General features: G+C 39.1%; 28 protein-coding genes. 6 read left to right on the top strand and 22 right to left on the bottom strand.

Annotated elements, in window-relative coordinates; genetic code table 11:
* The first annotated feature begins 494 nt into the window (after window positions 1-494).
* Both BMX30_RS12140 and BMX30_RS12145 read left to right on the top strand, forming a co-directional pair.
* Window positions 495-677, top strand: a complete 183-nt coding sequence (locus BMX30_RS12140) for a hypothetical protein (RefSeq protein WP_211482067.1) — start codon at window positions 495-497, stop codon at window positions 675-677.
* Window positions 678-827: 150 nt separating this feature from the next.
* Complete coding sequence (locus BMX30_RS12145) at window positions 828-1373, top strand: hypothetical protein (protein WP_090745749.1); 546 nt, start codon at window positions 828-830, stop codon at window positions 1371-1373.
* Window positions 1374-2108: 735 nt separating this feature from the next.
* Here the strand turns inward: BMX30_RS12145 and BMX30_RS12150 are convergent.
* The 4 genes from BMX30_RS12150 to BMX30_RS23935 form a co-directional block, all read right to left on the bottom strand.
* Complete coding sequence (locus BMX30_RS12150; RefSeq protein WP_090745752.1) at window positions 2109-2507, bottom strand: HIT family protein; 399 nt, start codon at window positions 2505-2507, stop codon at window positions 2109-2111.
* Window positions 2508-2626: 119 nt separating this feature from the next.
* A complete protein-coding gene (locus tag BMX30_RS12155) occupies window positions 2627-5032 on the bottom strand; it encodes a DEAD/DEAH box helicase family protein (RefSeq protein ID WP_090745756.1) in 2406 nt (801 codons plus the stop codon).
* Window positions 5025-5351 carry a nucleoside triphosphate pyrophosphohydrolase gene (locus tag BMX30_RS12160; protein WP_090745759.1) on the bottom strand — a complete coding sequence of 109 codons (327 nt, stop codon included), beginning with the start codon at window positions 5349-5351 and terminating at the stop codon, window positions 5025-5027. Before BMX30_RS12160 ends, BMX30_RS12155 begins: the two co-directional genes overlap by 8 nt.
* 454 nt (window positions 5352-5805) lie before the next feature.
* Window positions 5806-6018: an alpha/beta hydrolase domain-containing protein gene (locus BMX30_RS23935; RefSeq protein WP_280139963.1), complete on the bottom strand. Its 213-nt coding sequence runs from the start codon at window positions 6016-6018 to the stop codon at window positions 5806-5808.
* 215 nt (window positions 6019-6233) lie between these two features.
* Between BMX30_RS23935 and BMX30_RS12165 the strand changes: the two genes are divergently transcribed.
* Window positions 6234-7007: a hypothetical protein gene (locus BMX30_RS12165; RefSeq protein ID WP_090745761.1), complete on the top strand. Its 774-nt coding sequence runs from the start codon at window positions 6234-6236 to the stop codon at window positions 7005-7007.
* Window positions 7008-7037: 30 nt separating this feature from the next.
* Window positions 7038-7700 (top strand): hypothetical protein, encoded by a 663-nt coding sequence (locus tag BMX30_RS12170; protein ID WP_090745764.1) that lies wholly within the window; start codon window positions 7038-7040, stop codon window positions 7698-7700.
* A gap of 1015 nt (window positions 7701-8715) precedes the next feature.
* Here BMX30_RS12170 and BMX30_RS24260 read toward each other — a convergent pair.
* A complete protein-coding gene (locus tag BMX30_RS24260; protein ID WP_425283761.1) occupies window positions 8716-8835 on the bottom strand; it encodes a putative holin-like toxin in 120 nt (39 codons plus the stop codon).
* Between the two features lie 406 nt (window positions 8836-9241).
* Between BMX30_RS24260 and BMX30_RS12180 the strand changes: the two genes are divergently transcribed.
* Window positions 9242-9700 (top strand): hypothetical protein, encoded by a 459-nt coding sequence (locus BMX30_RS12180; RefSeq protein WP_090745767.1) that lies wholly within the window; start codon window positions 9242-9244, stop codon window positions 9698-9700.
* Between the two features lie 411 nt (window positions 9701-10111).
* The gene (locus tag BMX30_RS12185) at window positions 10112-10327 is read left to right on the top strand and encodes an antitoxin VbhA family protein (RefSeq protein WP_090745770.1); all 216 of its coding nucleotides are present in this window, start codon (window positions 10112-10114) and stop codon (window positions 10325-10327) included.
* Window positions 10328-10433: 106 nt separating this feature from the next.
* Here the strand turns inward: BMX30_RS12185 and BMX30_RS12190 are convergent, their stop codons facing one another.
* From BMX30_RS12190 to BMX30_RS12260, 17 genes are all read right to left on the bottom strand, one after another.
* Complete coding sequence (locus BMX30_RS12190) at window positions 10434-11186, bottom strand: NAD-dependent deacylase (protein ID WP_280139964.1); 753 nt, start codon at window positions 11184-11186, stop codon at window positions 10434-10436.
* Window positions 11187-11337: 151 nt separating this feature from the next.
* Window positions 11338-11835 (bottom strand): FtsX-like permease family protein, encoded by a 498-nt coding sequence (locus tag BMX30_RS12195; RefSeq protein WP_090745771.1) that lies wholly within the window; start codon window positions 11833-11835, stop codon window positions 11338-11340.
* A gap of 11 nt (window positions 11836-11846) precedes the next feature.
* On the bottom strand, window positions 11847-13286 hold the full coding sequence (locus BMX30_RS12200) for an FtsX-like permease family protein (protein ID WP_090745774.1): 1440 nt from the start codon (window positions 13284-13286) through the stop codon (window positions 11847-11849).
* Window positions 13276-14040: an ABC transporter ATP-binding protein gene (locus tag BMX30_RS12205; RefSeq protein ID WP_090745776.1), complete on the bottom strand. Its 765-nt coding sequence runs from the start codon at window positions 14038-14040 to the stop codon at window positions 13276-13278. The genes BMX30_RS12200 and BMX30_RS12205 overlap by 11 nt, the downstream gene beginning before the upstream one ends.
* 118 nt (window positions 14041-14158) lie before the next feature.
* On the bottom strand, window positions 14159-15190 hold the full coding sequence (locus BMX30_RS12210; protein ID WP_090745779.1) for a sensor histidine kinase: 1032 nt from the start codon (window positions 15188-15190) through the stop codon (window positions 14159-14161).
* A complete protein-coding gene (locus BMX30_RS12215) occupies window positions 15190-15888 on the bottom strand; it encodes a response regulator transcription factor (protein WP_090745782.1) in 699 nt (232 codons plus the stop codon). Before BMX30_RS12215 ends, BMX30_RS12210 begins: the two co-directional genes overlap by 1 nt.
* Window positions 15889-15927: 39 nt before the next feature.
* Window positions 15928-16485, bottom strand: a complete 558-nt coding sequence (locus tag BMX30_RS12220) for a histidine phosphatase family protein (RefSeq protein ID WP_090745785.1) — start codon at window positions 16483-16485, stop codon at window positions 15928-15930.
* A gap of 210 nt (window positions 16486-16695) precedes the next feature.
* Window positions 16696-17208, bottom strand: a complete 513-nt coding sequence (locus tag BMX30_RS12225) for a DUF1287 domain-containing protein (protein WP_342028073.1) — start codon at window positions 17206-17208, stop codon at window positions 16696-16698.
* Between the two features lie 272 nt (window positions 17209-17480).
* Window positions 17481-19022 carry an IS200/IS605 family accessory protein TnpB-related protein gene (locus BMX30_RS12230; RefSeq protein WP_090745788.1) on the bottom strand — a complete coding sequence of 514 codons (1542 nt, stop codon included), beginning with the start codon at window positions 19020-19022 and terminating at the stop codon, window positions 17481-17483.
* Window positions 18985-19185 (bottom strand): hypothetical protein, encoded by a 201-nt coding sequence (locus tag BMX30_RS23795; protein ID WP_211482068.1) that lies wholly within the window; start codon window positions 19183-19185, stop codon window positions 18985-18987. Before BMX30_RS23795 ends, BMX30_RS12230 begins: the two co-directional genes overlap by 38 nt.
* Before the next feature lie 111 nt (window positions 19186-19296).
* A complete protein-coding gene (locus BMX30_RS23800; protein WP_211482069.1) occupies window positions 19297-19629 on the bottom strand; it encodes a MerR family DNA-binding transcriptional regulator in 333 nt (110 codons plus the stop codon).
* Between the two features lie 515 nt (window positions 19630-20144).
* On the bottom strand, window positions 20145-20258 hold the full coding sequence (locus BMX30_RS23940; protein ID WP_244532588.1) for a putative holin-like toxin: 114 nt from the start codon (window positions 20256-20258) through the stop codon (window positions 20145-20147).
* Window positions 20259-20406: 148 nt separating this feature from the next.
* A complete protein-coding gene (locus tag BMX30_RS12240; RefSeq protein WP_090745791.1) occupies window positions 20407-21180 on the bottom strand; it encodes an arylamine N-acetyltransferase family protein in 774 nt (257 codons plus the stop codon).
* A gap of 288 nt (window positions 21181-21468) precedes the next feature.
* Entirely contained in the window at window positions 21469-22386 is a 918-nt protein-coding gene (locus BMX30_RS12245; protein ID WP_090745794.1) for a nucleoside hydrolase, read from the bottom strand.
* A gap of 161 nt (window positions 22387-22547) precedes the next feature.
* A complete protein-coding gene (locus BMX30_RS12250; protein WP_090745798.1) occupies window positions 22548-23477 on the bottom strand; it encodes a nucleoside hydrolase in 930 nt (309 codons plus the stop codon).
* Between the two features lie 397 nt (window positions 23478-23874).
* A complete protein-coding gene (locus BMX30_RS12255; RefSeq protein ID WP_090745801.1) occupies window positions 23875-24156 on the bottom strand; it encodes a type II toxin-antitoxin system RelE/ParE family toxin in 282 nt (93 codons plus the stop codon).
* Window positions 24156-24422 carry a hypothetical protein gene (locus tag BMX30_RS12260; RefSeq protein WP_090745802.1) on the bottom strand — a complete coding sequence of 89 codons (267 nt, stop codon included), beginning with the start codon at window positions 24420-24422 and terminating at the stop codon, window positions 24156-24158. Before BMX30_RS12260 ends, BMX30_RS12255 begins: the two co-directional genes overlap by 1 nt.
* Window positions 24423-24456: the final 34 nt, after the last annotated feature.

Below are 24456 nucleotides of genomic sequence, written 5' to 3' on the forward strand. Positions count from 1 at the left end.
ATTACATTATATTAATATATATAAGTAGTCTGATCAACACTTACGGACTACTAATAACTGGAAGTACTATATTCTCAATACTCAAATACAAAAAAACGTTCATAGATTTCTGAACGCTTAGTGTAATAAAAAGCTGAAATTTTACCCTTGATAGTCTAGATTTAGTACTTACCTATTTGATATTAGTGCGTTTACGCCCCGAGGAATATGTTTTACAGATCGTTCCACTGAGGCTTTATACTATAGACTAATTGGATGACCCCTGTGCAGTACAGAGATCAACCCCAAATGAACATATAAACACTCTTTTTAGCTTCATTCAACTTATCCTCTTTTCTTTGTCGTTGTTTTTTGAGTGATCCCGAATAATAAAGGGGCCAGTCCTCGAGGAACTAAAAGAACTAATCCATAAGGAATTTAAAAACAAAGATGAAGTAATCAGCTTAACGAAGAGTTGCTTGGTAGTTGACGTAGAATGGAAAGATAACGGGTTGATGGAAAAAATGGTTTTATTGATTCAAAATGGCGGAAGGTTAAACAATGGAAAAATCACCTGTGAAGGGGAAGACATGAGGGATGTCTGGGAAATCATTATCAAAGACAACCAAGCCTACCTTAACGAAATAGGAGATCGGTATACGTTAAGTCGTACGTACACAAAATTACAGTCGATTTAATTTTCAAAGTAACCCGAAAGATTATATACCAAAAATGGAGTCAGTCCCCCGGTAATTCCAGAACAAGATGAAGTGCCCGACCCAGAAGAGAAAGATTAAATAATTGTGGAATGAAAAAATACAGATTCATTCCGTTAAGGAGGATATGAAATGAGCGAACAAACTCGGGAAAACGAATTGAATGCATTTTTTGAAAAAGGGGATTGGGTAAGACCCGATGGGATAGTAACAGGGAAAGACGATACACACCATGATTTTCTTTGGGATGACCATCATGCGGTACGTAAACACCTAGAAGAAAATCCTAATCATTTTGTTTATACACTGCGTGATGAAAGCGGAGGATGGATCAACAAAGGATGGAGGATTTCCAATCGAATCGGACATTTCATATCCCGAGTAGATGTGCCAATGGATGAAATGGATGCCGTGATGTACTACCCAGAAGACGAAGAGTTGGATGAAGAAGTGATCGATGAAGGGGCGGAACTTTTAGAACTATTAGGCTATGAGGATGTCGATTTTGATTGCTATGAAGAAATGGATGGGCACACGGAAGTATTTTTTGTCGTGACTGATTCACAAGGTCAACAGTGGGGCGTTCAACTTCATAGAATAAACGAAGAATATAACCAAAATCTTTATTGGATTCGAAAGTATCCTACGGAGTACGAGTGGAGAGAAGTCAAAAAATAACATGAAAATCATAAAGTACAGGAAGCGGATAAATATCCGCTTTTTTTAATAGGCTTTTTCGTAAAGTTTGTGGCTTTAGAAAATAAAAACATAATAAAGGGAAAATATTACTTTCTATAGTATATTGTCTTGAAGGTTGTTCAACAGAAGTTTGGGGTTAGAGAATGTGGAAATTAAGAATACGCATGATGCTTTTTATTTGGATTGGTTTCAGGGATATATCAATTTTTCCCTAATAACGAAATGTACCGTACTTGTTCTTGGTCTACCCATTTAACCATTACTGTCCGTATCTAATTTTTACCAACATAGAAGCCTTTGTACAAATATTTTTAACTTAAATAATGCGCTTTAAAGAAAATTCCCCTAATTTTGTTTCAAAATGCGTATTAGGAAAGAATCAATAATTCATCTTGTTGGAGATAAGACCAACAAAAATACGTTAGCTCCATACTCCTATGCTAACACTCCTATATAATTACCAATCTACTACATTATATTTATATATATAAGTAATCTAATCAACAAATAAGGACTACCAAAAACTGAATGCAATAATCCCTCATACTCAAAAAGCGTTCAGAGATTGCTGAACATTTAGTGTAATAAAAAACTGTAATTTTGCCCTTTATAGTCCACCTAAGGTACTACCTATCAGCCAGTGCAGTTTAAAAAATAACTCGTCCCCCCTTTCCTTTACTTATGTCAAGGAGGTCTGTCAAGGAGGTCCTTTCTCTAATATACACGTTTATCTGGTATTACCCCTCTTACTCCTCCCCTCGGATCATCCATATCTCCTTTGAATCGAGGGATTAAATGGACATGTACATGAAAAATGGTTTGCCCAGCAGCCTCTCCACAGTTTATACCGACATTAAATCCTTCCGGGGAGTAGGAATGCTGCAACATTTCTCTACATTCAAACAACAGACAATCCATTGCCGCTCGCTCTTCAGGTCTGCATTGAAAATAATTACTGACATGCCTTTTCGGGATAATTAGAACATGTCCTTTGTTAACAGGATATTTATCATATATGGCATATGCCAAGTCATTTTCCTTTAAGATATTAAGATTATTGCTACAAAAAGGACAACTCATATTGAACACCACTTTCCGTGTGTTTTGGTTCATTGGAATTTACTATATTCTTAACACTAAGTATTTCAAACACTTGCAAATCTAATCTTATAGAGAAATTGTACACTAATTTTTAAGCAGTAAAAACGAAGAAACCCAGGAAACTCCTGGGTCTACCTTGCCTTCCTCTCAAAATGAACATGCAAACGATATTCACAAATTTGTTTTGTCCACTCAAACACAAGTTCCTCATCTTCTGGTAAAACATCAAAGGTGAATCGAAAAATTCCATCCTTAAACTCAACGAGATACCCTGTCCATTTAGACATCGGCATGGTTGCTATGAGTTTGCTGACACGGTCTTCATCATAGTCCCACAATCTTTTTGATGATTTGTCAGAGAAGTCAATGCGTTTGCGGTATTCTTTTTCCGTAAGGTACTGATGGAAGAATGGAGCTACCTGATTCGGGGTTATGGCTTTGTACCACTCAGATGGTCCTCGTTCCAGCATTGCCAGGAGTACGACCATTTTGTAGCTCTTTGTCATTCCTGTCTTTTCAGCATCCTTAAACCACTCTTCATACCGTTCGTATACTTCCTCTTCTCTTTCCGTTAATTCCTCGGTCCATTTTAAGAATCCAAAATAAGTATTGAACTCCTGGCGATACTGAACAGATTCGGAACCACCTTTTAAATGCAACTCCAAGTAAGATGGTCTTCTTCCTAACTCCTGTTTTAAAGAGAAGTAGTCATTGTGTAACTTGTCTCTACGCGGGTGTCGCTTCCGGTTCATTTCTTGAATCAGATCAATGACCGTCACATCTAAGTTGATCTCACAGAGTTCAGGTACGGCTGGTTGGATATTGTCTTTTTTCGATTTCTTCTCTTCCGTATCAAACAGACTTAACTTAATATCTGCATTCCGATAGTTACCGATTAGATCAATAATCGTGCAATACTCTTTGTCATCATGAAGTCTCAGACCGCGTCCAATTTGTTGGGTAAAAACGGTCAGCGACTCTGTTGGCCGAACAAATAAGAGCGTATCAACAGCTGGAATATCGACTCCTTCATTGAAGAGGTCTACGGTAAAGATAATGTCTAGTTCGCCTTTAGCAAGCAGCGAAATCGCCGTGGCTCTGTTCACTCCTACCTGCTGAGAATTCAGACTAACGGTCTGATAGCCTTGTTGATTAAAATAATTGGATAGAAAATTGGATTGTTTAATTGAAGAGCAGAAACCTATCGTCCGTGTTTGTTTTCTTTCTTCCCAGGCTTTGAGGATCTTCGCTGCTAAACCCTCTCGTAATTGAGCACGCAACAGCTCTTCTTCATCATAGCGGTTCCCAAGCCATGTAATCTGGCGGTAATCGGTATCATCGTAAACCCCATAATAGCGAAAAGGAGCCAGCCATCTCCTCTGAATCGCTTCTAGAAAATCTAAACGAAACGCCACATTCCCATCACAGAGAGCGTAAACATCCTTATTGTCGTTTCGATCAGGTGTTGCTGTAATACCAAGCAAGAACGTTGGAGTAAAATAATCGAGCACTCGTTGATAGGTGTTCGCCGCAGCATGATGAAACTCATCAATGATGATTAAATCAAATTCATCAGGTCGAAATCGTTCGATGTGTTTTTTTAAACTCAGAGTGTATACAGATGCAAATACAGAGTCGGCATCCGCTTCCTTTTGCTTTCCATTATAAATACCATACTTTTTTTCTGGCATAATTTTTTTAAAAGAATCCCTAGCTTGATACAAGATTTCTTCTCGGTGAGCAATGAATAAAACCCGCTGATAGTTCTGAGCAAAGAAACCCGCCAAATACGTTTTTCCCAAGCCAGTGGCCATCACCACGAGTGCTTTATTGTACTCTTCTTCTATCGTTTTCTCTAACTCCGCGAGAGCTTCAGGCTGCGCAAACCTCGGTTGTATCTGCCCATACCCTTCGCTATCTTCATGTACCTCATTTGGTAAATCCCGAGTCTGCGGATCCGTCCTAAGCATCAAATCCAGCTCTTCCGTCTCGGACCACGATTTCGCAAGATTGGGATTCGAGTGGTGATATTTTTTATATTCTTCTTCATATTGTTTAGCGGTTTCCGCATTAAGACCAATGGTTTGTTCTGATAAAAAGAGGTTCAAAAACTGGGTTAGTGCTTCATCAAAAACTTCCTCCTCCCCACTAACCGATAAGTTCCACTCTACTCCATGTTTTAAAGCGGATCGGGATAGATTGGATGAACCAATAAATAAATATTCCTGTTTGTCTGATTGAAACAAATAAGCCTTCGGATGAAAGGATACACCGTTGCTTTTCCAAAGTCGAACCTGGATACGGTCATCAATTGAAAGAAGCTCGTTTAACCCTTCAGGCTGAGTGATATACAAATAATCCCCCGTGCAAATCTTGATATCCGCCCCTCTGTCGGCAGCTTGCTTCAAGGCGTTTTTCATATATTCCACACCCGACTTCATCACAAACGAAGTCAAGATACAGATTGTCGAGGCGGATTCAATTTGTTCAAGCAAATGTTCTCCTAATTGATGGGTAATTAATTTTACCTTACTCATCTTCAACCTCAATCAAGAAAATCTTCTCCTTAAAGCCTCCCCGCTTTGCCGCTTTGTTCTTACGTAACTCTTCGACTTCTTCAATAGAGGAACCATGGGATTCAGCAAGAGCATGGACAATTTCAAGAAGATCAGCAAGTTCTTCGACAGCGTCTTCCTTATTATTGGTGTTCATATATTCATCAAGTTCTTCATAGGCCTTTTTGCGTAGTTCAGTTATGTATTCATCGTTTTCTAAAATTTTAGTAGAGAACTTCTTTCCAGTTTTCTCGATGATTTCTGGGATTCTGTCTCGGACTAGTTTGTTGTATACAGGCATGATAGCTTCCTCCATAATTTGGGTTTATGCCATTATTTTCGCATTTTGGAACGGAGAAAGAAAGGGTAAATTGGCGATAATAACAACCTTGAGCTGAACTATAGATTATGCTGTTGATTTTCCGTTTAATAAACTGTGAAAAAAGGAAAAGGGTACGTTCTTGCTATTAGCAGTTTTAAATACTCATAAATAAGATGGGTTATCATTCCTTGTGAATTAACAATGTTTGTTTAATATTTATTTAATTATTATTTCTTTGTTTCTCTTTATTTAATAGCTGTCGATTTTCAACTGTAGAAAATCAACAGTAGAAATTCAACTGTTGAAAATCGACAATGGAAAATCCATTGATTTTGCTATCATTTGTATTTTTTTGGAAATTAAATAATGTTCATCAGAAAAGAGCGCTCTAATTAGAACGCTCTTAAATATGGTTAACGATTATCGTTTTACTTTATTTCTTTCCAATATTACTATGCGCTGCTTCCTGTCTGATGGTTTGTGCATCTTCTTTTAAAATGAAGCCTTGCTTTAGAATCGCGTTCGTTGCCCGGTTCATTTGGGACACATACGCAACCTTCTTGCGGTACAATTTCATTAGCGTAGCAGAATTAAATGGCTCATGCTCATGGGAACCATATAAAAATTCAAATCCTGGACCTATCAACCCGACTTATTTCAAATCAACATTTATTATGGTAACTATTATAATGATAAGGTTCACTTCCTTCTTTACTCACCTTTCTAGTAAGCGGACTTTATCAGTGTCCCCGCATAGATAAAATGCTCCAAGTTAAACATGTCACCTAATGAATGAATTGTTCATAGTTGTTTATGTTATAAGTGAATCTCTGATCTAAAGAAAGGAGTGAGTTGGGTTAAGTGAACAATTTTTATTTGATCCTATTGGCATTGGGCCTTAGTTTTTCTTTGACTGCTTGTGGCGGGGGGAATCACGCTGGAGATACAAATGCTCCTGATGAAACTTCCCAGGAAGAAGCCCCAACGGAAAGTGAATCGACACCAGAGGAAGAACAATCCGAGCCAAAGCTTGAGGTTATAAAATCCACTGGCGGGGCTTGGATAGACTCTATTGATACAGTTTGGATTCATTCTGCAGCTATATTTGAAAATACCGGTGATGTTCCTGTAGAAATTGGAGAAACCCAGATGAACTTTAAAGGCAAAGACGGAAGTATTTTAGGTACTGCTTCAATGATTTATTCGGTCCCAGATATTGTCGCTCCAGGTGAACAGGCTTATATCTCTGAAACCACCATGCTTGAAGGTGTTGCAGACCCTGAAGAATATGCGGAGACCACTTATAATTTTTCATTTGATTCCACTGATAAAAATGCGAAATTGCTTGAGATTTCTAATGTAAAAGGTATTCCAGCCACAAATGAAATGTCATCTCCATATCGAGTTACCGGCATTGTAAAAAATACTACCGATTCATTACAAGATGATATTCGAATTTCTGCAGCGTTGCTGGCTGAGGATGGAACTTTATTAGGAATTCTAAATGGCGGAGTAGATGTAGGAGTGAATTCTGGTAGTGAAGCAGGATTCGATTTAAGCTATCCAGAGATTCCAAGAGAGGTTGCGGGCCAAGTGAAAACGGTCGAGGTTAAGGCATATGGTTGGACTTGGTAAACATGGAAAAATCATGTTAGGAGAGATTTTATGGTGAAAAAATATCTGTTTTCTTTATTATGCATCATCGCATTGCTGTCGGCTTGTTCAGGATCTGAAGAAAACGCTAATCAAGATGCTACGGGGACGGAAAATGGAGATGAAAACAGTGAAAAAATTGAAGTTGATAAAGGCCTATTAAATGTAGAAATTACATTACCAGCTACATTCTTTGAAGACGAGGAAGATCGAAACAGCACAATTGCTGATGCAGAAAAAGAAGGCATTGACATCACAAAGAACGATGATGGTTCATTGACCTACAATATGTCGAAAAAGAAGCATAGGGAAATGCTACAGGAAATGGAGACTGAGTTGGTTGCTACGATTGATGAGATGAGAAACGGAAAAGACTATCCATCTATTCAGGATATAACCTATAACGATTCGTTTTCAGAATTTACCATGATTGTCGATCGAGAAGCTTATGAAAATAGCTTCGATGCATTCGCCACCTTCGGCCTTGGTTTATCAGGTATGTACTACCAGTTATTCAGTGGAGTTGATCCGGACGACTATCAAGTTAAAATCCGAGTAGAAGATGCTGCTACGAAAGAAACAATTAACGAGGTCATCTACCCAGATGCGCTGGAAGAAATGGAAGAAGGCGAACAAGAAGACCAAGGACATGCCGGTTCCCACACTGGGGGCTGAGATCGAATAGGAGGAAAGGGTATATTTTCCATGGTACCAACCTTGGAGTGTTCCACACTGTCCTTCATACACATAACGAACAGTGCTTGGCACTGTTCGCTTTTTGATAATTAATGGTTAATTTTTTTTACAAAAGTGCGCTCTAAGAACGCTCTCCACATGTTAACGATTAGTTCAACCTTATTTCTTTCCAATATTACTATGCGCTGCTTCCTGCCTAATGGTTTGGGCTTTCTTTCTAGCCTCTGAAAATCCTTGTTTACCAATGCTTTCTCCCTTACTCCCCACAAGCTTAAAGAAGTCATTTAGTTCAATCTGGAAACTCTTCTTAACTAAATTCAGCATAAAAAGGATTGTGCTAATAAAATTCTCTAGTGAAATACGTTGGTTTGGAGCGCGATTCACACATAAAGATAAAATTATGCAACACATTTCGGGTTACCTCAACAGCTTCTAAAAACCTACTTTTTCCCATAAAAAATCACCACTCACTGTTTGATATACCAATAAAAGGGATATCAAACAGTGAGTGGTGATTTTGAGAAGTCAAGGGTTTTTGTGTTAATTTCATACGATTTCATGACACTTAATGAGACATTACATTTTTTGGAATCTCAGGTTGATGACATTGGGACTGCCCCCACCTTGCCCAACATTCCATACTCTATTTTAAACTTTTCAGGGGTACTTGAAGCAAGCATAATTCCTCCATTCTTTTTAAAGTCCGTTCAGCACCAATTCAGTTGTTCTTTTCCTCATCATCCGTTATAATAATATTATTAATAACATAAATTAAAAAAGGACTGAACATGGGTGAACATGTCCAGTCCAGCAATAGACGGTTCCCACAAAAGGGTCGGCTATTTGAGTAGAGATAATCCACCCGTTGGCGTCAACTCAAGGGTGGATTATTTTTTTCCCCACCTTAACAGGCAGTAAGACCCCCAACCTAAAATTTTGAGTAAACAAAGTACATACAGGGGATCAACTGCCTGTAAAGGTCCGATAAGTGCGACTAACCATCAGTGGGGATAAGGCATCCCACTGATGGAAGTCCTTTATGGTTAAATGACAGGATGGCTACAACCAGACTTGCAAAAGCGATTGCCATCATTAGTGATTCAAAAACTGTCATTCAGCACCACCCCCTTTCTGCTTGGGGATGTGCCGACCACCCTTGAGAAAACCTATTCTATTGCTTCTTTAGTTTAACATATTTTTACACAAATTAGAACGTACGTTTGTGGGCTTTCAGAAAAATCGGATCTTCGCTTTGCTCCACCGGAGGACAGACCCCAAATGCCTCAGCCTTCATGGCGAACAGTCCCAGTCACTGTTCGCCATTTTTGTTCCGTCTTTTCATGTGACAAGTCACTGCGGCTTGTCCCATTGAATGTCCCCTAATTCTCAAGAGGGACACAGGGACAGACACTTTGTCCCTATATAGGTGATTTGCAGAACCAACAAATCGGAGAAAATTTGTGATTTTTAAATGCTTTGAAAGGTGTATAATAAAAAGTAGCTGAAAGGAGGAAATGACTTTGGAACAAATACTTATAGCGCTTCGTGAAATGGAAGAAAGAGTGCATGCAAAATTCGAAAAAATCGATGAGAGATTCGAAAAGATGGATGAAAGATTTGAAAAAATCGATGAAAGATTTGACAAGATGGATGAACGCTTTCAAGGCATGGATCAACGATTTGAAAAATTAGACGAACGCTTTCAAACCACGGACCGTAGGCAGGAGAAGTCAGAAAATCGCCATCAAAAAATCGACAGTAAGCTGAAGCACCTAGATGAACAGATTGGATCAATAAATTTTCGGTTCAATAGAATGGAATCCACGTTAAATACCATCGCTCAAAATGCTCAGGAAGACACGGTTACCATCTTAAATCGTATTGATTCTATCACCAACAGCACAAGAGAAGATATTGATTTTCTTGCGGAACAAGTTGGCAGACATGAAATGTACTTCAAAAGACTAAACAAAAGTTAATGAATGTTCCCCACAATGATCACATTCTTCTCTATTTAGCACGCCTCTTTATATTCTTTCAATCGTCTTACCCCTGGAATTGGAACGATAGAAATGCATAGCCCTAATAGGCCGGATCTTAGAATTCTTTAGATGAACCCAATGGTGATTAATAAGGTCTATTCTCCCAGCCCACAATGAAACTGTTAGAATTTAAATTTCGGGCATTGTTGTCAGTCCCAGCTTTTCTATAGCGTTTATGCTTTATTTCGTTGTGGTACAAGCATTTAACTCACTAACCAAAAACGTCTTTTCCTCAATCAAAATATTGTAGAAAAGACGTTTTTATCACCTAGGAACCTTGTTCCCCTCCGTTTACATACTAAGCACGTAAGCACAATAGAACTTCTCTAGAAAGGTTGCTACATATGTATGAGTTCGAATAGTGAAGATAACCGTCGCCCTCTAGCAAATGACAAAATGGATAAGATATCAAGGGCCCTAGCAAACGCTAAGGCTAGTGTCGAGTTCGAGGGAGCTCTAGTTACAAAGGACATGGAAGAGTTGGTAAGAAGGCGTTTAATCGGTGAACTAAGTGAAGCTCAATTTTTAGAGGAAGCATTAGTATTATCCAAAAAACCGAATTGATCTCATTGATCCCTAGAAACAAAAAAGCTCCAAGCAAAGATTTTCTTTGGTATGGAGCTTAATTTTGGTTAACGAATGGTAACTTCCATCTGACCAGAAATTCTATTTACCTCTCTAATTCCTCCAACACCCAACCAATTTTCTCTCCATTAATCACCAAATCTGCTTGATCGTCTAGATCTGTTTCATCCATATTCATGATGACTAAGCGAGCTCCGTGCCTTTTGGCGATCATTGGAAAGAGATTAGCCGGTGATACAGTTAACGAAGAACCCATGACTATAAACAAGTCTGCGTTTTGTGCTTCTACTTCTGCTTGGTCCAGTGCTTCAGGTGGCAGTGATTCTCCAAATAACACGACGGATGGCCGAATAAAACCTCCACAGGTACAGACCAGGTCGTCACTCATAAATCTGTCAATGGGATAACGCTTCCCACAGCTGTTGCAATGGGAGGTTCTCAGTGTCCCGTGAAGTTCCTCAACTTTTTTATTGCCTGCGGTATGGTGAAATCCATCGACATTTTGTGTAATGATTGCATGAATCAACCCTTTTGCTTCCAATTCTGAAAGAGTATAGTGGCCACTATGAGGCTTGCATGATCGAAGACTTTCCACCCGGTAGCGGTAGAAATCAATAAATGCCTGACGATTCTTTTCTAAAGCATGAGTGCTGGCAAGCTCTAACGGATTGATGCCATTCCATAGCCCGGTTGAGGCCGAACGAAAATCTGGAAGTCCCGCTTCCGTTGACATACCCGCACCAGTGAAAACGACCGTGTAGGTTGATTCATTCATATATTCTTTTAATTGGTTTATTTGCTTTAAGACATGATTTTTTCCGCTATCACTTTTACCCAATTTCCAATTCTCCCCTCTTATTCCATGTACCAATTATTCTAATTACTTTAGGTTGTCTGAGCAAATTTTGTCCTACTTTGGTCCTTTCCCCTCCATCTTGGTTCCAAACATATCCGCGCTTATCTAATTCTAAAAATCTTGCTATATATACTCACCGAATGATGTGTTTCAATGTTTTATTTCTTAAATAAAAGTAATAAATGATTTGGATGCTTAGGTAAATACCCGTAATGAGAAAGAAATGAAACAGCATATCAAGATTATTCATAATCCCACCAACATCCGTTGATAAGATAACCACGTAAAGGGCGGCCAATACTGTACCCAATATAGTTGGTATTGAGAGTATCGTTCTTATTTCCCTTGAGATATTCCCTTTCACCTCTTTTGACGTCATCCCAATTTTATATAGTTTATTGTATTTGGCTTTCTCCTCCTCAATCTCTGAGAAAAGATTTAAGTAAAGGAGAACAAAAGTACCAAAGAAAAACATGATGCTTAGAAATGTTGTCACGAAAAACATCATGCCACTAGAGTTCCTATTGTTGTGGTAATCGTCAATCTTAGAAGCTACGCGGAATCGCTCTTCCTCAGAATAATTCTCCATTGGTCGGTCATTAAATGGGGCTGTACTCTGATTATAATCCATGAACCGTTCCTTTAACTTCCCGACAGCACCGGCTGTTGCCTCCAGTCGGAGACATTGATTAAATGAAGCTTGGATTCATATGCATTCAAGGCCGTTTTCAGATGGTCAAATTCCTTTTGGTTTACAATGACGAATTCATGCGTCTCTGGCAGTAGGTTAATGTTTTTTTGTACCATTTTCTCCTTAAGTACATAGCTTGTCTTCTCGTTTTCAATTGTAAGTTCGAACGATTGGTTCACGTCCACATTTCCATATTCAGGTTCAGTGTTTATATAGTATAGATATTCCTTATCTTCGAGTGTGAGCGTATTGGAAGTTAATTGGTTGAAATCATCCAGTGACATGAAATAATAGGGTTGAACTCCCTCAACATACGGAAGCTTTTCATAGTGCGTAATAATCGGTAAGACAAGATGCTCTTCAATCGTATGTTCCGGTTGATGAAGTACAGCATCAAGTTCTTCTTCAGGTAGGTTATTTTTTGTTTCAGTCTGATAAAAGGCTACATCATAAGGGTTATTGCCGATGGCATCCTTTTCGGAAGACTTATAGAACGTGAGCAATAGAGTACTGTAAAAAATCGTAACCATCGTCATAACAGAAACGAGCATCATAATCGACGTCAGCTGTTTAAACTTGTAATCGAGGCTAGATAAAAATAACATCCTACGAAAATAAAATCCCGGGAATTTTTTTGCGCCTTCAATCACGAAACTAGTAAACTGGCTCAATGAAATGTACAAGCCTAACAACACGCCAATCGTCCATAGCGGCAAGTACGATCCGGCTGAATCCTTATAAGTAACATACAGGGTTAACAAGGACCCGACCATTATAAAAAAACCTAAAAAACCAATGATTGGACTTCTCATCTTTATCGTTTCGGCAACCCTGTTACTCTTCATGCTCAGAATTACGCTGCTTCTAAGCGTCAGAACTAGCGATTTCCCCACCGATAGTAAAAAAACAACTAAAAAGGCACCCAGCGAATACATAAACATTTTTCCGCTTAAATGGAACATAACCTCCTGAAGCCCGACACGGCTCATTAACAGCATAAAAAACAGTCTTGAAAAAACGGCTCCAGCGAGAAAACCAGATCCGATGGAAGCTACGGCAATAACCCCATTCTCTAAAACCAGCAGTCTCGTAATATCGCGCTGGGACATGCCCAATGTCATGAACAGCCCAAACTCGCTTCTTCTTCTTTTCATAAAAACATTATGAGCATAACTAATGAAGAAAATCGTAAAAACAATCAGGGCAACTCCTGGAATGGATAAGGCATCCTGAATCCCGTCGAGCCTCTTTGCCTCCTCAACCTGTTTGTTGAAGTATACGGTTGAGAACATAAAGAAAAACATGACAGCAAAACTGTTGCACAAATAATAAAAGATGTATTTCTTATATTGGACCTTGGCCATCTTCCAAATCACTTGATTAAATGTCATAGGACTTTCCCCCTAAGACAGCTAGGTTATCCATGATTTGATTCAGGAACTCCTTCCTGCTCCCCTTCTTCACAATATAAGAGTGAATGAGTCCGTCTTTGATAAAAACAACCTTCTGACAGTAGCTAGCGGCAAAGACATCGTGGGTAACAAGAAGAACAGTAGTCGAAAGCTCGTTAACAATTTTTTCGAAACATTCCATGATCACTGCCGATGATTTAGAATCCAGATTCCCAGTTGGCTCATCGGCAAAAAGAATCGCAGGTTCATTCACAAGTGCCCTGCTGACCGCGGTTCGCTGCTGTTGGCCGCCAGAAATAGTATATGGATATTTAGGTAGGATCGATTTAATCTCAAAAATACTCGCCAGGTCATCCAGTTTGGCTTCCATCTCGGTTGTCGTTTTCCTTTCGAGAACCATGGGAAGCAGGATATTTTCTTTAACAGTTAAGCTATCTAAAAGATTGAAATCCTGAAACACGAACCCCAGCTTTTTCCGACGAAAAAGGGCGAGATCATCTCCTTTCATCTCGGATAGTTCCTGGCCTGCGATGAGGACTTCCCCTGATGTTGGCGTATCAATCCCACTCAATACATTAAGAAGTGTGGTTTTACCGCTTCCAGAAGGACCCATGACCGCAATAAACTCTCCTTCATTAACTGAAAGGCTTACCCCGCCTAATGCAGTTGTCGAACCTTCTTCACTTGACCCTCCGTAAATTTTTACGATATTTTTCACATCTAAAATAGTCATTCATTTGCCTCCCCGTTTCTCATTACCATCATTTTAATGAACGTAATGCTTTGAAACCATTGGTCTAGCTAAAAAATACCTTACAGTTTTGTAAGGTATCACAACATTTTAAAACGGACTAAAATCCTGTTATATCGGTTCCGGCCAACCACTGGATGGTGACAACAGTACCTTTTGCAGGCTCGGACTGGATATGGATGGTCGCTCCGAGTTTATCGGCAATCTTTTTGCTTAGGTATAGCCCGATTCCTGTAGAGTTCGAGAACTTCCTTCCGTTTTCTCCCGTAAAAAAGGGTTGAAATACTCGTTCAAGATCATAGGCTGGGATGCCCACCCCTTCATCCTTGATTGTTAAGCTGATATGTTGGCCATTTCGTTCGATTGTAAAGATAAGCTTTTTGCTCCCGTCTAGCGGGCCCGAATATTTAATCGCATTCGAGATAATCTGTTCTAATAAAATCTCGTTCCACTTTGGATCAGTGACAATGAAGGCATTCTCGCCATCCATTACGATCGAAGGATAGATTGACTGATAGATGCATTCTTTTTTTCTATCGTTGATCAGCTTTCGTAATGAGGGGAGTAAGTCGACTGACCTAATCTCAAGGTCATTTTCAAAACTCTCCATTCTCAACATCGTAAGCCCTTGTTGGATGAATGTATGTAGCCGATTATTTTCATTCTTTATTTTTTCGAAGCTATCAGCAGATTCGTTTGATTTTTCTTCTTTCGTTATAATGAGCTCCATGACGGAGACAGGTGTTTTTAAGTGGTGCATCCAATGGGAGAGAAAATAGAGTCTCTCTTTATTCTGTTCCTTTAACTCATTGTTTTTGCGGGTATATTCACTTGTCATTTTATTTACCAATTGTTGAAAAACTTTCTGTTCTTCAGTATGCGGCTGCAACTCTGCATCCTGATTCATTAACTTAGCAGCAATTGCCCGATTGGTAGGGTAATAACGAAGCCAGTCAATCGTGAGGCATACGACTAATAGAAAAACGCCAATCGACATAGGATAAAAAACCTCTGTATTCACTGGTTCACTGAGATGGAAAAAGGTTACGATGCTGCTTATGCTGGCTAGATACAGAAAGATGATATGAAATCTATCTTTTATAAATCTCGTAAAGAGTTCTTTTTGCATCATCAATCCCTCGTGGAAACAGGATTGTACAGCCTGTACCCTACTCCTCTTTTACTCTTCACCATATGATTGGTCCCCAGTTCCGACAACAAATGCCTGATTCTAGTCATATTAACTGTGAGTGTATTATCATCAACAAATGTGACTGAATCCCATACTTCTTCAATAAGCTCTTCTCTTGATACAAACTCACCATGATGATCCATTAATTTCTTCATCAATTTATATTCGTTTTTCGAAAGTTCAACCTGATTCCCGCAATAGGTTAGGGTATGAGCCTTGGCGTCTATACAAAGTGAAGCTACACAAAAGGGATTCGTCTCCTTCGCAGCGAACTCACCGTAAACTCTTCTGAGAGTGGCCTTCACTTTAGACTGCAGCATCTCAAAAGTAAACGGTTTCGTAATATAATCATCTGCCCCCAGTTCAAGCGCCATAATTTGATCCATTTCATTGCTTTTTGCCGACACCATTAAGATCGGAACATTCGATTGCTTTCGAAAACTCCTGCACAAATAATACCCATCATAATAAGGCAAGTTAATATCCAGAAGGACAAGGTCAGGATTTATCTGCGCAAATGTCTCTTCAATTTTTGAAAAATGATCTGGAAGATGCACCTCATACCCGTACCGTTCCAGATTTTCCTTCATCAATTCACAAAGATGTGGATCATCCTCTATCAGAAATATTTTATACACGTCATGTTCTCCCTTTAAACTTTTTTCTGTCAGATAATATTAAAGCCTCTCCCATAATCTTTCTACGTTTCTTAGCACTTTGCCCTCAAAGGTTAATTTATATATATCTGGCATATCAAGATTTTGCCAAAAAGTAAAATCATATTGTTTATTAAAGAAATTCATAATTAGAACCATTATATTTCCATGTGTTCCGATCACGACATTTTTATCTTTGAACCTCTCTAATACATCAAAAGTAGCATCTACACCTCTTTTTTGTGCGACAATGTTAGACTCTCCACCTTCCCATGAAAAATGGTAGTCTTCCCATACTTTTGTTATCGCGAGAGTAAAATCTTCGGCTGGGACTGTGGTCAACGTACGTTCTTTGAAATCATCAATAATTTCTACTTTTCTATGTATGTATTCAGCGATGCCTTCGACAGTCTGAAATGCTCTTTTATAAGGACTCGAAACAACGAGATCAATTCCCTCTGGTTTTAATAGATTCGTTACCTTTGTGGCATCGGAAAAACCTCTTTCCGATAATGGTCTATTTAATTCATCTGGTGTATATGTAGAGTGTGCATGCCTAACAAAATATAATTTAGTCAATCTAATATCAACTCCTGATAATCATGATGCTACGGTGACAATCTCTTTGTTCTATTAACTCGCTTCGTCAGCTTAAGAGTATCTTCAAAAAAATTTATCCTCTTGTGATAAGCACTAGTTAATGAAATAAGCAATATTATCTTATACATCAATCTTTTTTTGATTGACGTTTTTTTCTCTTTTAGTATTAAAAGTTAGTTTTAAAGAAAATCAGTATTTCCATCTATAATGACCCGCAATAGGTTGTTTATAGGAAGTTAGTTTAATTTCGGATGCAAAGGGAGGGGTGTTGTGGATTAAATAAGGGATGCCATCTTTTGTCCGTCTATCAGAAATGATGCCTGCGTGGTCAGTACCCTCTAAATAAATAACAATATCTCCCGGCTGCCACTCGGCTAAATTCTTTGGATCATTCGGAATTAATTCGGTTGTCAGTGATTCAGTGAAACGTTGAAAAAAAACATACTGATTGGGAACCCGTCTGAAATCAATATGAGGATCAGGTTTTCCCGCTACCCGTGGATATAAAGATGTATGCTCTTTAATATCCAGATCCATCAAATCTTTCAAATTGATCCCCGCTCCGGCCAACCCTCTCCAAATAACATCCGTGCATACACCGTTCCTAAAAACATAGACAAATATAGACAACCCTAAAAGTCTATGTGATCTAGTTCTTTTTGGAACTAGCACGCAAAACGAACAGTGTTTTTTGCGAATCACGTCAGGGAATCTCGCCCTGATTCTAGAATAAAAACATCCGTTCAAGAACAGTCTCCTGACCGTTCAAGACTTTAACGTTTCCGTCACATTCCCGTACACCCATTCATTTTTTAAATGAGCATACGGCAAAGGATACTGAACAGCTCAGTACTCTAGAAAGACTGTTAGCCTCGTTGGATTTAATACAAATATAAGGTAGCGCTTGAAGTACGTGGTCTCTTTCCTCCTTACAGGTTCAGAGAAGCGTTGCTCCAAGCAGTTCAGAGTAGGATTTAATGATCAGCTTTTAACAACTCAATTTTGTCATGAAAGGAGTAGTTCTTTTTCAGATGAGTTGTAATAGATTTCCAATTGCTAAAATTTGATTTTTCTTTGTTAAAATTCTTGGGAAAGGAAAGAATTGAGTCGTATTTGGGTTGTTCTACCTTAAACCGATACCCACGTCGGGCAATCATACAAGCAGCTGCCCCATGGGGGCTTAGACCATATCGGGCCATAAACTTCATGTGGCCAATTTGGCTCGTGTAAGCTGGATAGACGGATTGAACGTAAACACCCGACTTTTTCGCTTTTGATTCTACTATACTTTTAAACGAAGCATACGCAAATCCTGACAACATCCGGGCATATTTGGCTCCCATTTCCCTTAGGCTGGTTTTCTTTTTTGCGAAATTCAGGCTTTCGATGACGATATTTTTTTGAACAAGAATGGCATAATGGACGATTTCTTGAACAGCATTACTTAATGATGCTTTGATCTGATTCTTATTTCTTGCATACATTGGAACGCTGATTTTCCACTCATTTATCGGGTTCCCAAACCGGTCAATTTCACAAATAGAGAGAAATCCAGCATTCAAATCAACCCCAATTAGTCCATTTTGGTTAGATGTCCCTACTCTGGGGTTTTCAATATCGACCGTGGCATTCACATACCATCCTTTTTCTTTCTTTATAAATCGATAACTAATCGCTTTAAAATATCTTTGCGGCTTCCCACCTTTAGTTATCCCCTGATAAGAAATTTTTGCTTGGTCGAGTTGGTCCTGGCCATATGAAAACAATACGTTTGGAAGGGTGATATATTTTCCATACTTTTCAACAAACTGATCCGCCACACGTAATCTTAAATTGTTTTCCAAATCGTACGTCGCACTCTGATTGCCAAAGGATTCATCCTTGGAACCGACTACCATAAACTGATAGCTTCGTGCATCCTGCCAGTCCTTTTTCCAGTCTTGAAAAGTTGCGTAACCATTCGCATCGAGATAAAATTGTTTATGAAAAAGCCTTTTTGAACCGAAACAAATACGGATTTTGTTGTGTTCTCGATCTTGATTTAATTGAGTGAATCGTTGTTCCATGGTGCGTAATCGTCTTTTCTTTTGATGAAGAACAAACTTTAAGTATCGATATTTTTTGAGTTGCTTAAGAAACCGGGGATGTGTCTGTTTCATTTTGAGGATCTTTTCATGAAGCTTTTCTTTCTGTTTTGTTTTTTTATCGATGAATTTCCGTAAATACTGGATCTTTCTTTCTACCTCTTCGAGCTCTACCTGCCTTTTTTCTATAAAAGAAGATACCTTCCCGTCCAGCTGTATTCGTAGGGAGTTAAACTGACGGGCGGTCAATCCATAATTTTTTGAGAATGCTTTTTTCAATGAAGCAGACGATTGTCCATGAATATGGCTTTGAACAAATAATTTCCTCTCTACCATGCCGAAAAACTTACTATATTCTTGAAGATATCTGTCTGAAGTTAGGCAGTTACTTAATTCAACGTTCCTTAGTTTTGTTTGGTAGGTTTGTAACATCGGCGATTACTCCTTTTACCTTTGTTTGGAGCAGTTCATTTTTATGACTTCGAATACCATATAACCTCCCGGAAAAACTAGCGATAATAGCCATTAAGTCATCAACCAATTCTTCTTGAACGGACTTTTCATCTGATTGTTCGTCTAAAACGTGGATGGTCACATGGTGACTCTCAAAATATCGGTGTAAATATTCATAGCCAAACCTAGTTAGTCGATCCCGATATCGAATGGCGGTCCGAAATTTTAGAATCTTCAGCCAAGGTCATTAATTTTATAAACCCTTTCGCCTGTCATTTAATCCCGAGCCAACATCTTCAATCACTATGGTGTCATCAAACCTTGTTAGGTCCATCTTTTCTTTGATTATGTCAATTTGTCTTTTCAAATCTCCTTTCTTTTTTTGGTCATGCGAGGAAACACGGCCATAAATAGCCAATACTCTTGGGGTTCCTTGTATTGCCCTCTGTCCTACTATTTTCCTTAATTCTCTTTCTGGTAATCTTCTTCGTCCATTTGGAGTACGTACTAAGCCAATTTTTCCAGTTTGATCCCATCTCTGAAGTGTTTTTATACTTACTCCTAGTAGTTCCGCAGCTTCATTCATTCGATAAAGTTATTCCATATTTCTATTATAGATTTATTTATCAGCATTTGTATATAAAAGTCCACTTATAAAGAAACTGCAGAAAACCCTTCTTCCATAAAAATGGAGGGACAGCACCTTGTCCTACCATATAACTCCAATTAGGATGAGAGATCAATCCTGTTGCCGCCCCATCGACACAGTTGTCCTTTACTTAATCATCCGTTATAATTATTTTATTAACAACATAAAATAAAAAGGACCGAACATGCGGGAACATGTTCAGTCCAGCAATAGACGGCTCCCTTTAAGGGGGACCGGCTTCTTACAGGGATAATCCACCTGAGCCGCTAACTCAAGGGTGGATTATTTTTTTCCCCACCTTAACAGGCAGTAAGATCCCCAACCTAAAAAATTCTGAGTAACCAAAGAAAATATAGGGATCAACTGCCTGTAAAGGTCCGACAAGATCTTTTCTTAGAGCTTCAGCTCTTAGAAAAGTCAGTCAGGCTCTGCGTGATAAGTGCGACTAACCATCAGTGGGGATAAGGCCCCCACTGATGGAAGTCTTCTATATGGTTAAATGACAGAATGGTTACGATTAAACTTCCAAAAGCAATCGCCATCATTAGTGATTCAAAAACTGTCATTCAGCACCACCCCCTTTCTGTTTGGGGATGTGCCGACCACCCTTGAGAAACCTATTCTATTGCTTCTTTAGTTTAGCATATTTTCCAATAAACAAGAACAAACGTTTGTGCTTTTAAAACATAGGGATGGACAGCAACCTTGTCACATCTATAAACCAAAATACATCCTTTTGTACTCCTTAAATGTTTTTTCGTCCATTCCTTTTTTCTTCTCCTGCCCATCTTCCCATTCGGTAAAAGAGTCTGTAGTTAAGGTCATGTTCCCTTTACTCGTTAACTTGGTGATCAACGGCCTCTTATTAAAAGCTGATTCAGGATGTTCTTTAATGATGGTCTGTATTTCTTCTAACTCCTCAACACTCTTAACGTGGTCCATCGAGTCAAAAACATAACCGATTTTCCAATCTTGGTCCTTATGGTTTAGCTTTATATGTACTAGATAATCACCATGTTCATTTTTCACAGGCTCAACGCGAAAATCACCAGTAGCCGAGGAAACTGTTTCCCCGGATAAAGGAACCGGTTTTAAGGGTAGGTTTCCGCCAAAGCCTGTATCCACAAGAAAGAACTTCCCATTATGTTGAACCAAATTCGCAACATGCGTTTTCCCGGTCTTACTCCATTCTTGTTTCATTTGGTTGAAGACAACACCACGTACTAATGACGTGTCAAAGCCGTTTTCTTGTAAAAATAGATAGAGAATGTAGTTGAGTTCATAACAAAGACCGCCCTCATTCTGGAGCAGAATTTTATCCATGACAATTTCATTACTAAGTCCCCTCGTGCGATTTTCCATAATACACAGATTCTCAAACGGAATCTTCTCCGCAGTTCTGACTAAAAGCTCATCTAACTTTTCAAACGTTAGCTCTTCTTCTGGAAACCCAATCCGTTTGCGGAACAATACGTTCAAATCACTCATTCAGCAACCCCCTAGTTCCTTTTTCTTTTCATTATATACCGTTGAAGGCTACGAAACGCTAATTATTATATAGTGAGCAAGTTCTGATAAAAAGGATCAGTCCCAGCAGGACTTTGCCTTAGTGGCTATGGACGAGTAGATGATCAGTATAGAACGAAATACATGGGACGAGCTTAAGACTTCCATTGTGAATTTAGCACATAGTGTTGGTAGAACAGTAGAATCCATGGTGGACACCGTTCGTACGTAACAAGTCCGCCTTCCAAATGAAAGGCGGACTTTCTGCATTCATCCTATTATCCGACTAAGAAAATGGTCCAAAAACCGATCGCTTTCGATTTGCGTACAGACGCGAATCTTTGGCTCACCTTCAAGGTGACCGATGGTTCTTCCTACCTCTTTTCCATCTGTAGTAACCTTGACGTTAAATATTTCCGTCGACACAAAACTCGAATCGATGGCAACCCCTACTGCGAGCGGGTCATGAAGGGCACAGCCACCAATCCCTGGATACGTAGATTCGTAAAAGTTTATGTAAAACTCGGTCATGTCTGCAAGAAAATGAGCCTTTTCTTTTCCAGTAGCACGCCATTCATCTAGCTTCGATTTTGGCAATAAAGTCTGCATGGTAACATCCAGTCCCACAAGGGTGACCTGCAAACCTGAAGAGAAAACAACCTCCGCTGCATCGGGATCAGCAAGGATGTTTGCTTCCGCAAAGGCACTCGCATTGCCTGGCACTTTTACAGCCCCCCCCATAATCACAGCCTCTTTAACAAGCGGGATGATTTCCGGTGCTCTTTTTATCGCCAATGCAAGGTTTGTCAGTGGACCAACGGCAATGATTGTTATCTCATATGGACGTTTTTTCACCTGCTCGATGATAAACTCTGGTCCAAATTGACTTTCTGCTTGAGCAAGTGGATCTTCCTTTAGTGTATTTCCTAACCCGTCCTCCCCATGGACATGTTTGGACCAGCCTTTTGTTTGCCTTCCACTTAATGTTTGATTAGCTCCTGCGTAAACAGGAATCTTCTTTCCTACCTTTTCTAAAACCGCCAGTGTATTGCGCGTCGCCTCTTCTACCGGTACATTACCGAAACAGGTCGTAAAACCAAGCAACTCCAGTTCTGGTGAGTTTAAAGCGTAAGACATCGCCAAGGCATCATCGATTCCCGTATCTACATCGAATATAATCGGTTTCAAATTTACTCCCCCATCCAAGTATGATGTTTTTAGAATCCATTTATAGTAGAAGCCTATTTAGAACTGATTCAATAAAGGCTCCAAATCCATATTCATGCTTCCGATTATGATAATCATTCAATCCCACGTATGAAGTCATTTAATCCAGCTTCTTTATAGGCTTAGTATTTTTTAAGAGATCCAAACATGAGATTCCAAAACCCTTCTACATCAAGTTCCATTCCGAACTTGGCATTCTTTTCTCTGCCTGTTACCCCATGCAGATCAACTAATGTCGTCCCGGCCGTAAATTCACCTTTTGTTTCGACTACAATATTGACCTCTTTCATTTTAAACAATTCAGGTGCCACACAATAGGCGACCGTCAATACATCGTGTACGGGTCCCCCATCTAGCTCAAACATTTCTTTGTTGGTTGCAACAAAAAACTCTAATAGCTCTCCCACTATTTTAGCAACCTTGTTGTCTATTTGATTCACCTGATCTATCACTGCTTGTGTGGCCATGGCTTGATGGGTGATATCCAGTCCCATCACAGTAATTGGTATGCGGCTGTCAAAGACTTTTTTTGCCGCTTCCGGGTCGGCCCAAATATTGAACTCCGCCGTAGGTGTCCAGTTTCCGAATGTCCCGCCGCCCATCAACACAATCTCTTCAATATTATCCTTGATTTCTGGTGCTTTTGCTAATGCTAAAGCCACGTTTGTTAATGGTCCTGTCGGAAGGATGGTAACAGGCTCTTCTGACTCTTTTACAAGCCTGATTATCGTATCAGCGCCATGTTCACCGCTCCAGCTGCGGGAAGGTTCAGGCAGTTCAGGCCCATCCAAACCTGTATCTCCATGAATGCCAGGTGCATTTTCCCGTACCCGAACAAGCGGCCCACTTGCCCCTTTAGAAACAATCACATCAGTTAAGGAAACCAGATCACAAATTTTCAGTGCATTTATGGTTGTTTTTTCGATTTCCGCATTTCCAGAAACCGTCGTAATGCCCAAGATCTCTAACTCCGGACGTGCAGCAGCTAATATAATCGCAATCGCATCATCATGACCAGGATCACAATCCATGATTATTCTTCTTTTATTCATCTCTTTCACCTCTAAATTGATGTAATTTTAATTATAATATAATCGCGGGACAGTGGGACAGGCACCTTGTCGCAACATATATTCAAATTAATACAGATGATCTGCCCCTGTTGGTAGAACAATGGCGAACAGTGCTTAGTCACTGTTCGCCAGTTTTCATCTCTTCAGAATCAACTACTTCCGACAGACCCAGACAGGTCGGCTATTTTTTTCAGAAAGAAAAAGGAAATGACAAGTCACAGTGACTTGTCACAACTTGGCACAATTTTAGTACTTCTTATTACAGTGTACACTTTCACAAACCTTCATCTTTTAGTTGAACAGTAATTATTTTTATTTATAAAAAATAACCATATCTAATTTTTATATCTGGTCATTGATTTTATGTAAAAGTTATTTAGCTTTCACCTGGAAAAAGGATTGCTAAGATAACAACATCATTCTCAATCACTTTATAATAAACTCTAAACCTCTTTATAACGACCCTTGTAATCCCTTTGTATATGCCGAATTCTTCAGTGTACGTTTTTCCAATTATTCGATTCTTTAATAGATCTTCGGTTTCGATGATGAAATTTGAGATAAAGTCGAGAGTCTCTTCAGGAGTAAACCTTTCACTCCTAAACTGAAGTAGTTTCTCTCTAACAGCAGGTGGCCAACTAACATGTCGGTCATACATTACATAAAGTCCTTCTTGGACAAAGAATTTAAAAATTCTGAGGTAGTCATGGCACGCTTATTTTCATACTGCTCTTGACTTTCTTTTAACATCCGTTTAAGTTCAGGGTTTTCTTCAGCTTCAAACTGTATGGATTTTTCATCTTCTTCCTGTAAAACAAGTGTAAATTTTCCTTTGCCAGGAATAGAAAACTGGAATACAGAGTTATCACTATTCATCTTCGAAATATAGTTCATAAGCTCTTCTGAAGATTGAATTTTTCCCATCCTAATAATCACCACCATTGATTTCCTGTTTTTA

It is taken from the genome of Mesobacillus persicus (assembly GCF_900109925.1).
Taxonomy (GTDB): domain Bacteria; phylum Bacillota; class Bacilli; order Bacillales; family Cytobacillaceae; genus Mesobacillus_B; species Mesobacillus_B persicus.

Bases quoted from the DNA above. Each gene is read 5' to 3' on its own strand.
- BMX30_RS12140 (WP_211482067.1), top strand. From the start codon at position 495: ATGGAAAAAATGGTTTTATTGATTCAAAATGGCGGAAGGTTAAACAAT.
- BMX30_RS12145 (WP_090745749.1), top strand. From the start codon at position 828: ATGAGCGAACAAACTCGGGAAAACGAATTGAATGCATTTTTTGAAAAA.
- BMX30_RS12150 (WP_090745752.1), bottom strand. From the start codon at position 2,507: ATGAACCAAAACACACGGAAAGTGGTGTTCAATATGAGTTGTCCTTTT.
- BMX30_RS12155 (WP_090745756.1), bottom strand. From the start codon at position 5,032: ATGAGTAAGGTAAAATTAATTACCCATCAATTAGGAGAACATTTGCTT.
- BMX30_RS12160 (WP_090745759.1), bottom strand. From the start codon at position 5,351: ATGCCTGTATACAACAAACTAGTCCGAGACAGAATCCCAGAAATCATC.
- BMX30_RS12170 (WP_090745764.1), top strand. From the start codon at position 7,038: ATGGTGAAAAAATATCTGTTTTCTTTATTATGCATCATCGCATTGCTG.
- BMX30_RS24260 (WP_425283761.1), bottom strand. From the start codon at position 8,835: ATGACAGTTTTTGAATCACTAATGATGGCAATCGCTTTTGCAAGTCTG.
- BMX30_RS12185 (WP_090745770.1), top strand. From the start codon at position 10,112: ATGAGTTCGAATAGTGAAGATAACCGTCGCCCTCTAGCAAATGACAAA.
- BMX30_RS12195 (WP_090745771.1), bottom strand. From the start codon at position 11,835: ATGGATTATAATCAGAGTACAGCCCCATTTAATGACCGACCAATGGAG.
- BMX30_RS12200 (WP_090745774.1), bottom strand. From the start codon at position 13,286: ATGACATTTAATCAAGTGATTTGGAAGATGGCCAAGGTCCAATATAAG.
- BMX30_RS12205 (WP_090745776.1), bottom strand. From the start codon at position 14,040: ATGACTATTTTAGATGTGAAAAATATCGTAAAAATTTACGGAGGGTCA.
- BMX30_RS12210 (WP_090745779.1), bottom strand. From the start codon at position 15,190: ATGATGCAAAAAGAACTCTTTACGAGATTTATAAAAGATAGATTTCAT.
- BMX30_RS12230 (WP_090745788.1), bottom strand. From the start codon at position 19,022: ATGTTACAAACCTACCAAACAAAACTAAGGAACGTTGAATTAAGTAAC.
- BMX30_RS23800 (WP_211482069.1), bottom strand. From the start codon at position 19,629: ATGAATGAAGCTGCGGAACTACTAGGAGTAAGTATAAAAACACTTCAG.
- BMX30_RS23940 (WP_244532588.1), bottom strand. From the start codon at position 20,258: ATGACAGTTTTTGAATCACTAATGATGGCGATTGCTTTTGGAAGTTTA.
- BMX30_RS12240 (WP_090745791.1), bottom strand. From the start codon at position 21,180: ATGAGTGATTTGAACGTATTGTTCCGCAAACGGATTGGGTTTCCAGAA.
- BMX30_RS12250 (WP_090745798.1), bottom strand. From the start codon at position 23,477: ATGAATAAAAGAAGAATAATCATGGATTGTGATCCTGGTCATGATGAT.
- BMX30_RS12255 (WP_090745801.1), bottom strand. From the start codon at position 24,156: ATGTATGACCGACATGTTAGTTGGCCACCTGCTGTTAGAGAGAAACTA.
- BMX30_RS12260 (WP_090745802.1), bottom strand. From the start codon at position 24,422: ATGGGAAAAATTCAATCTTCAGAAGAGCTTATGAACTATATTTCGAAG.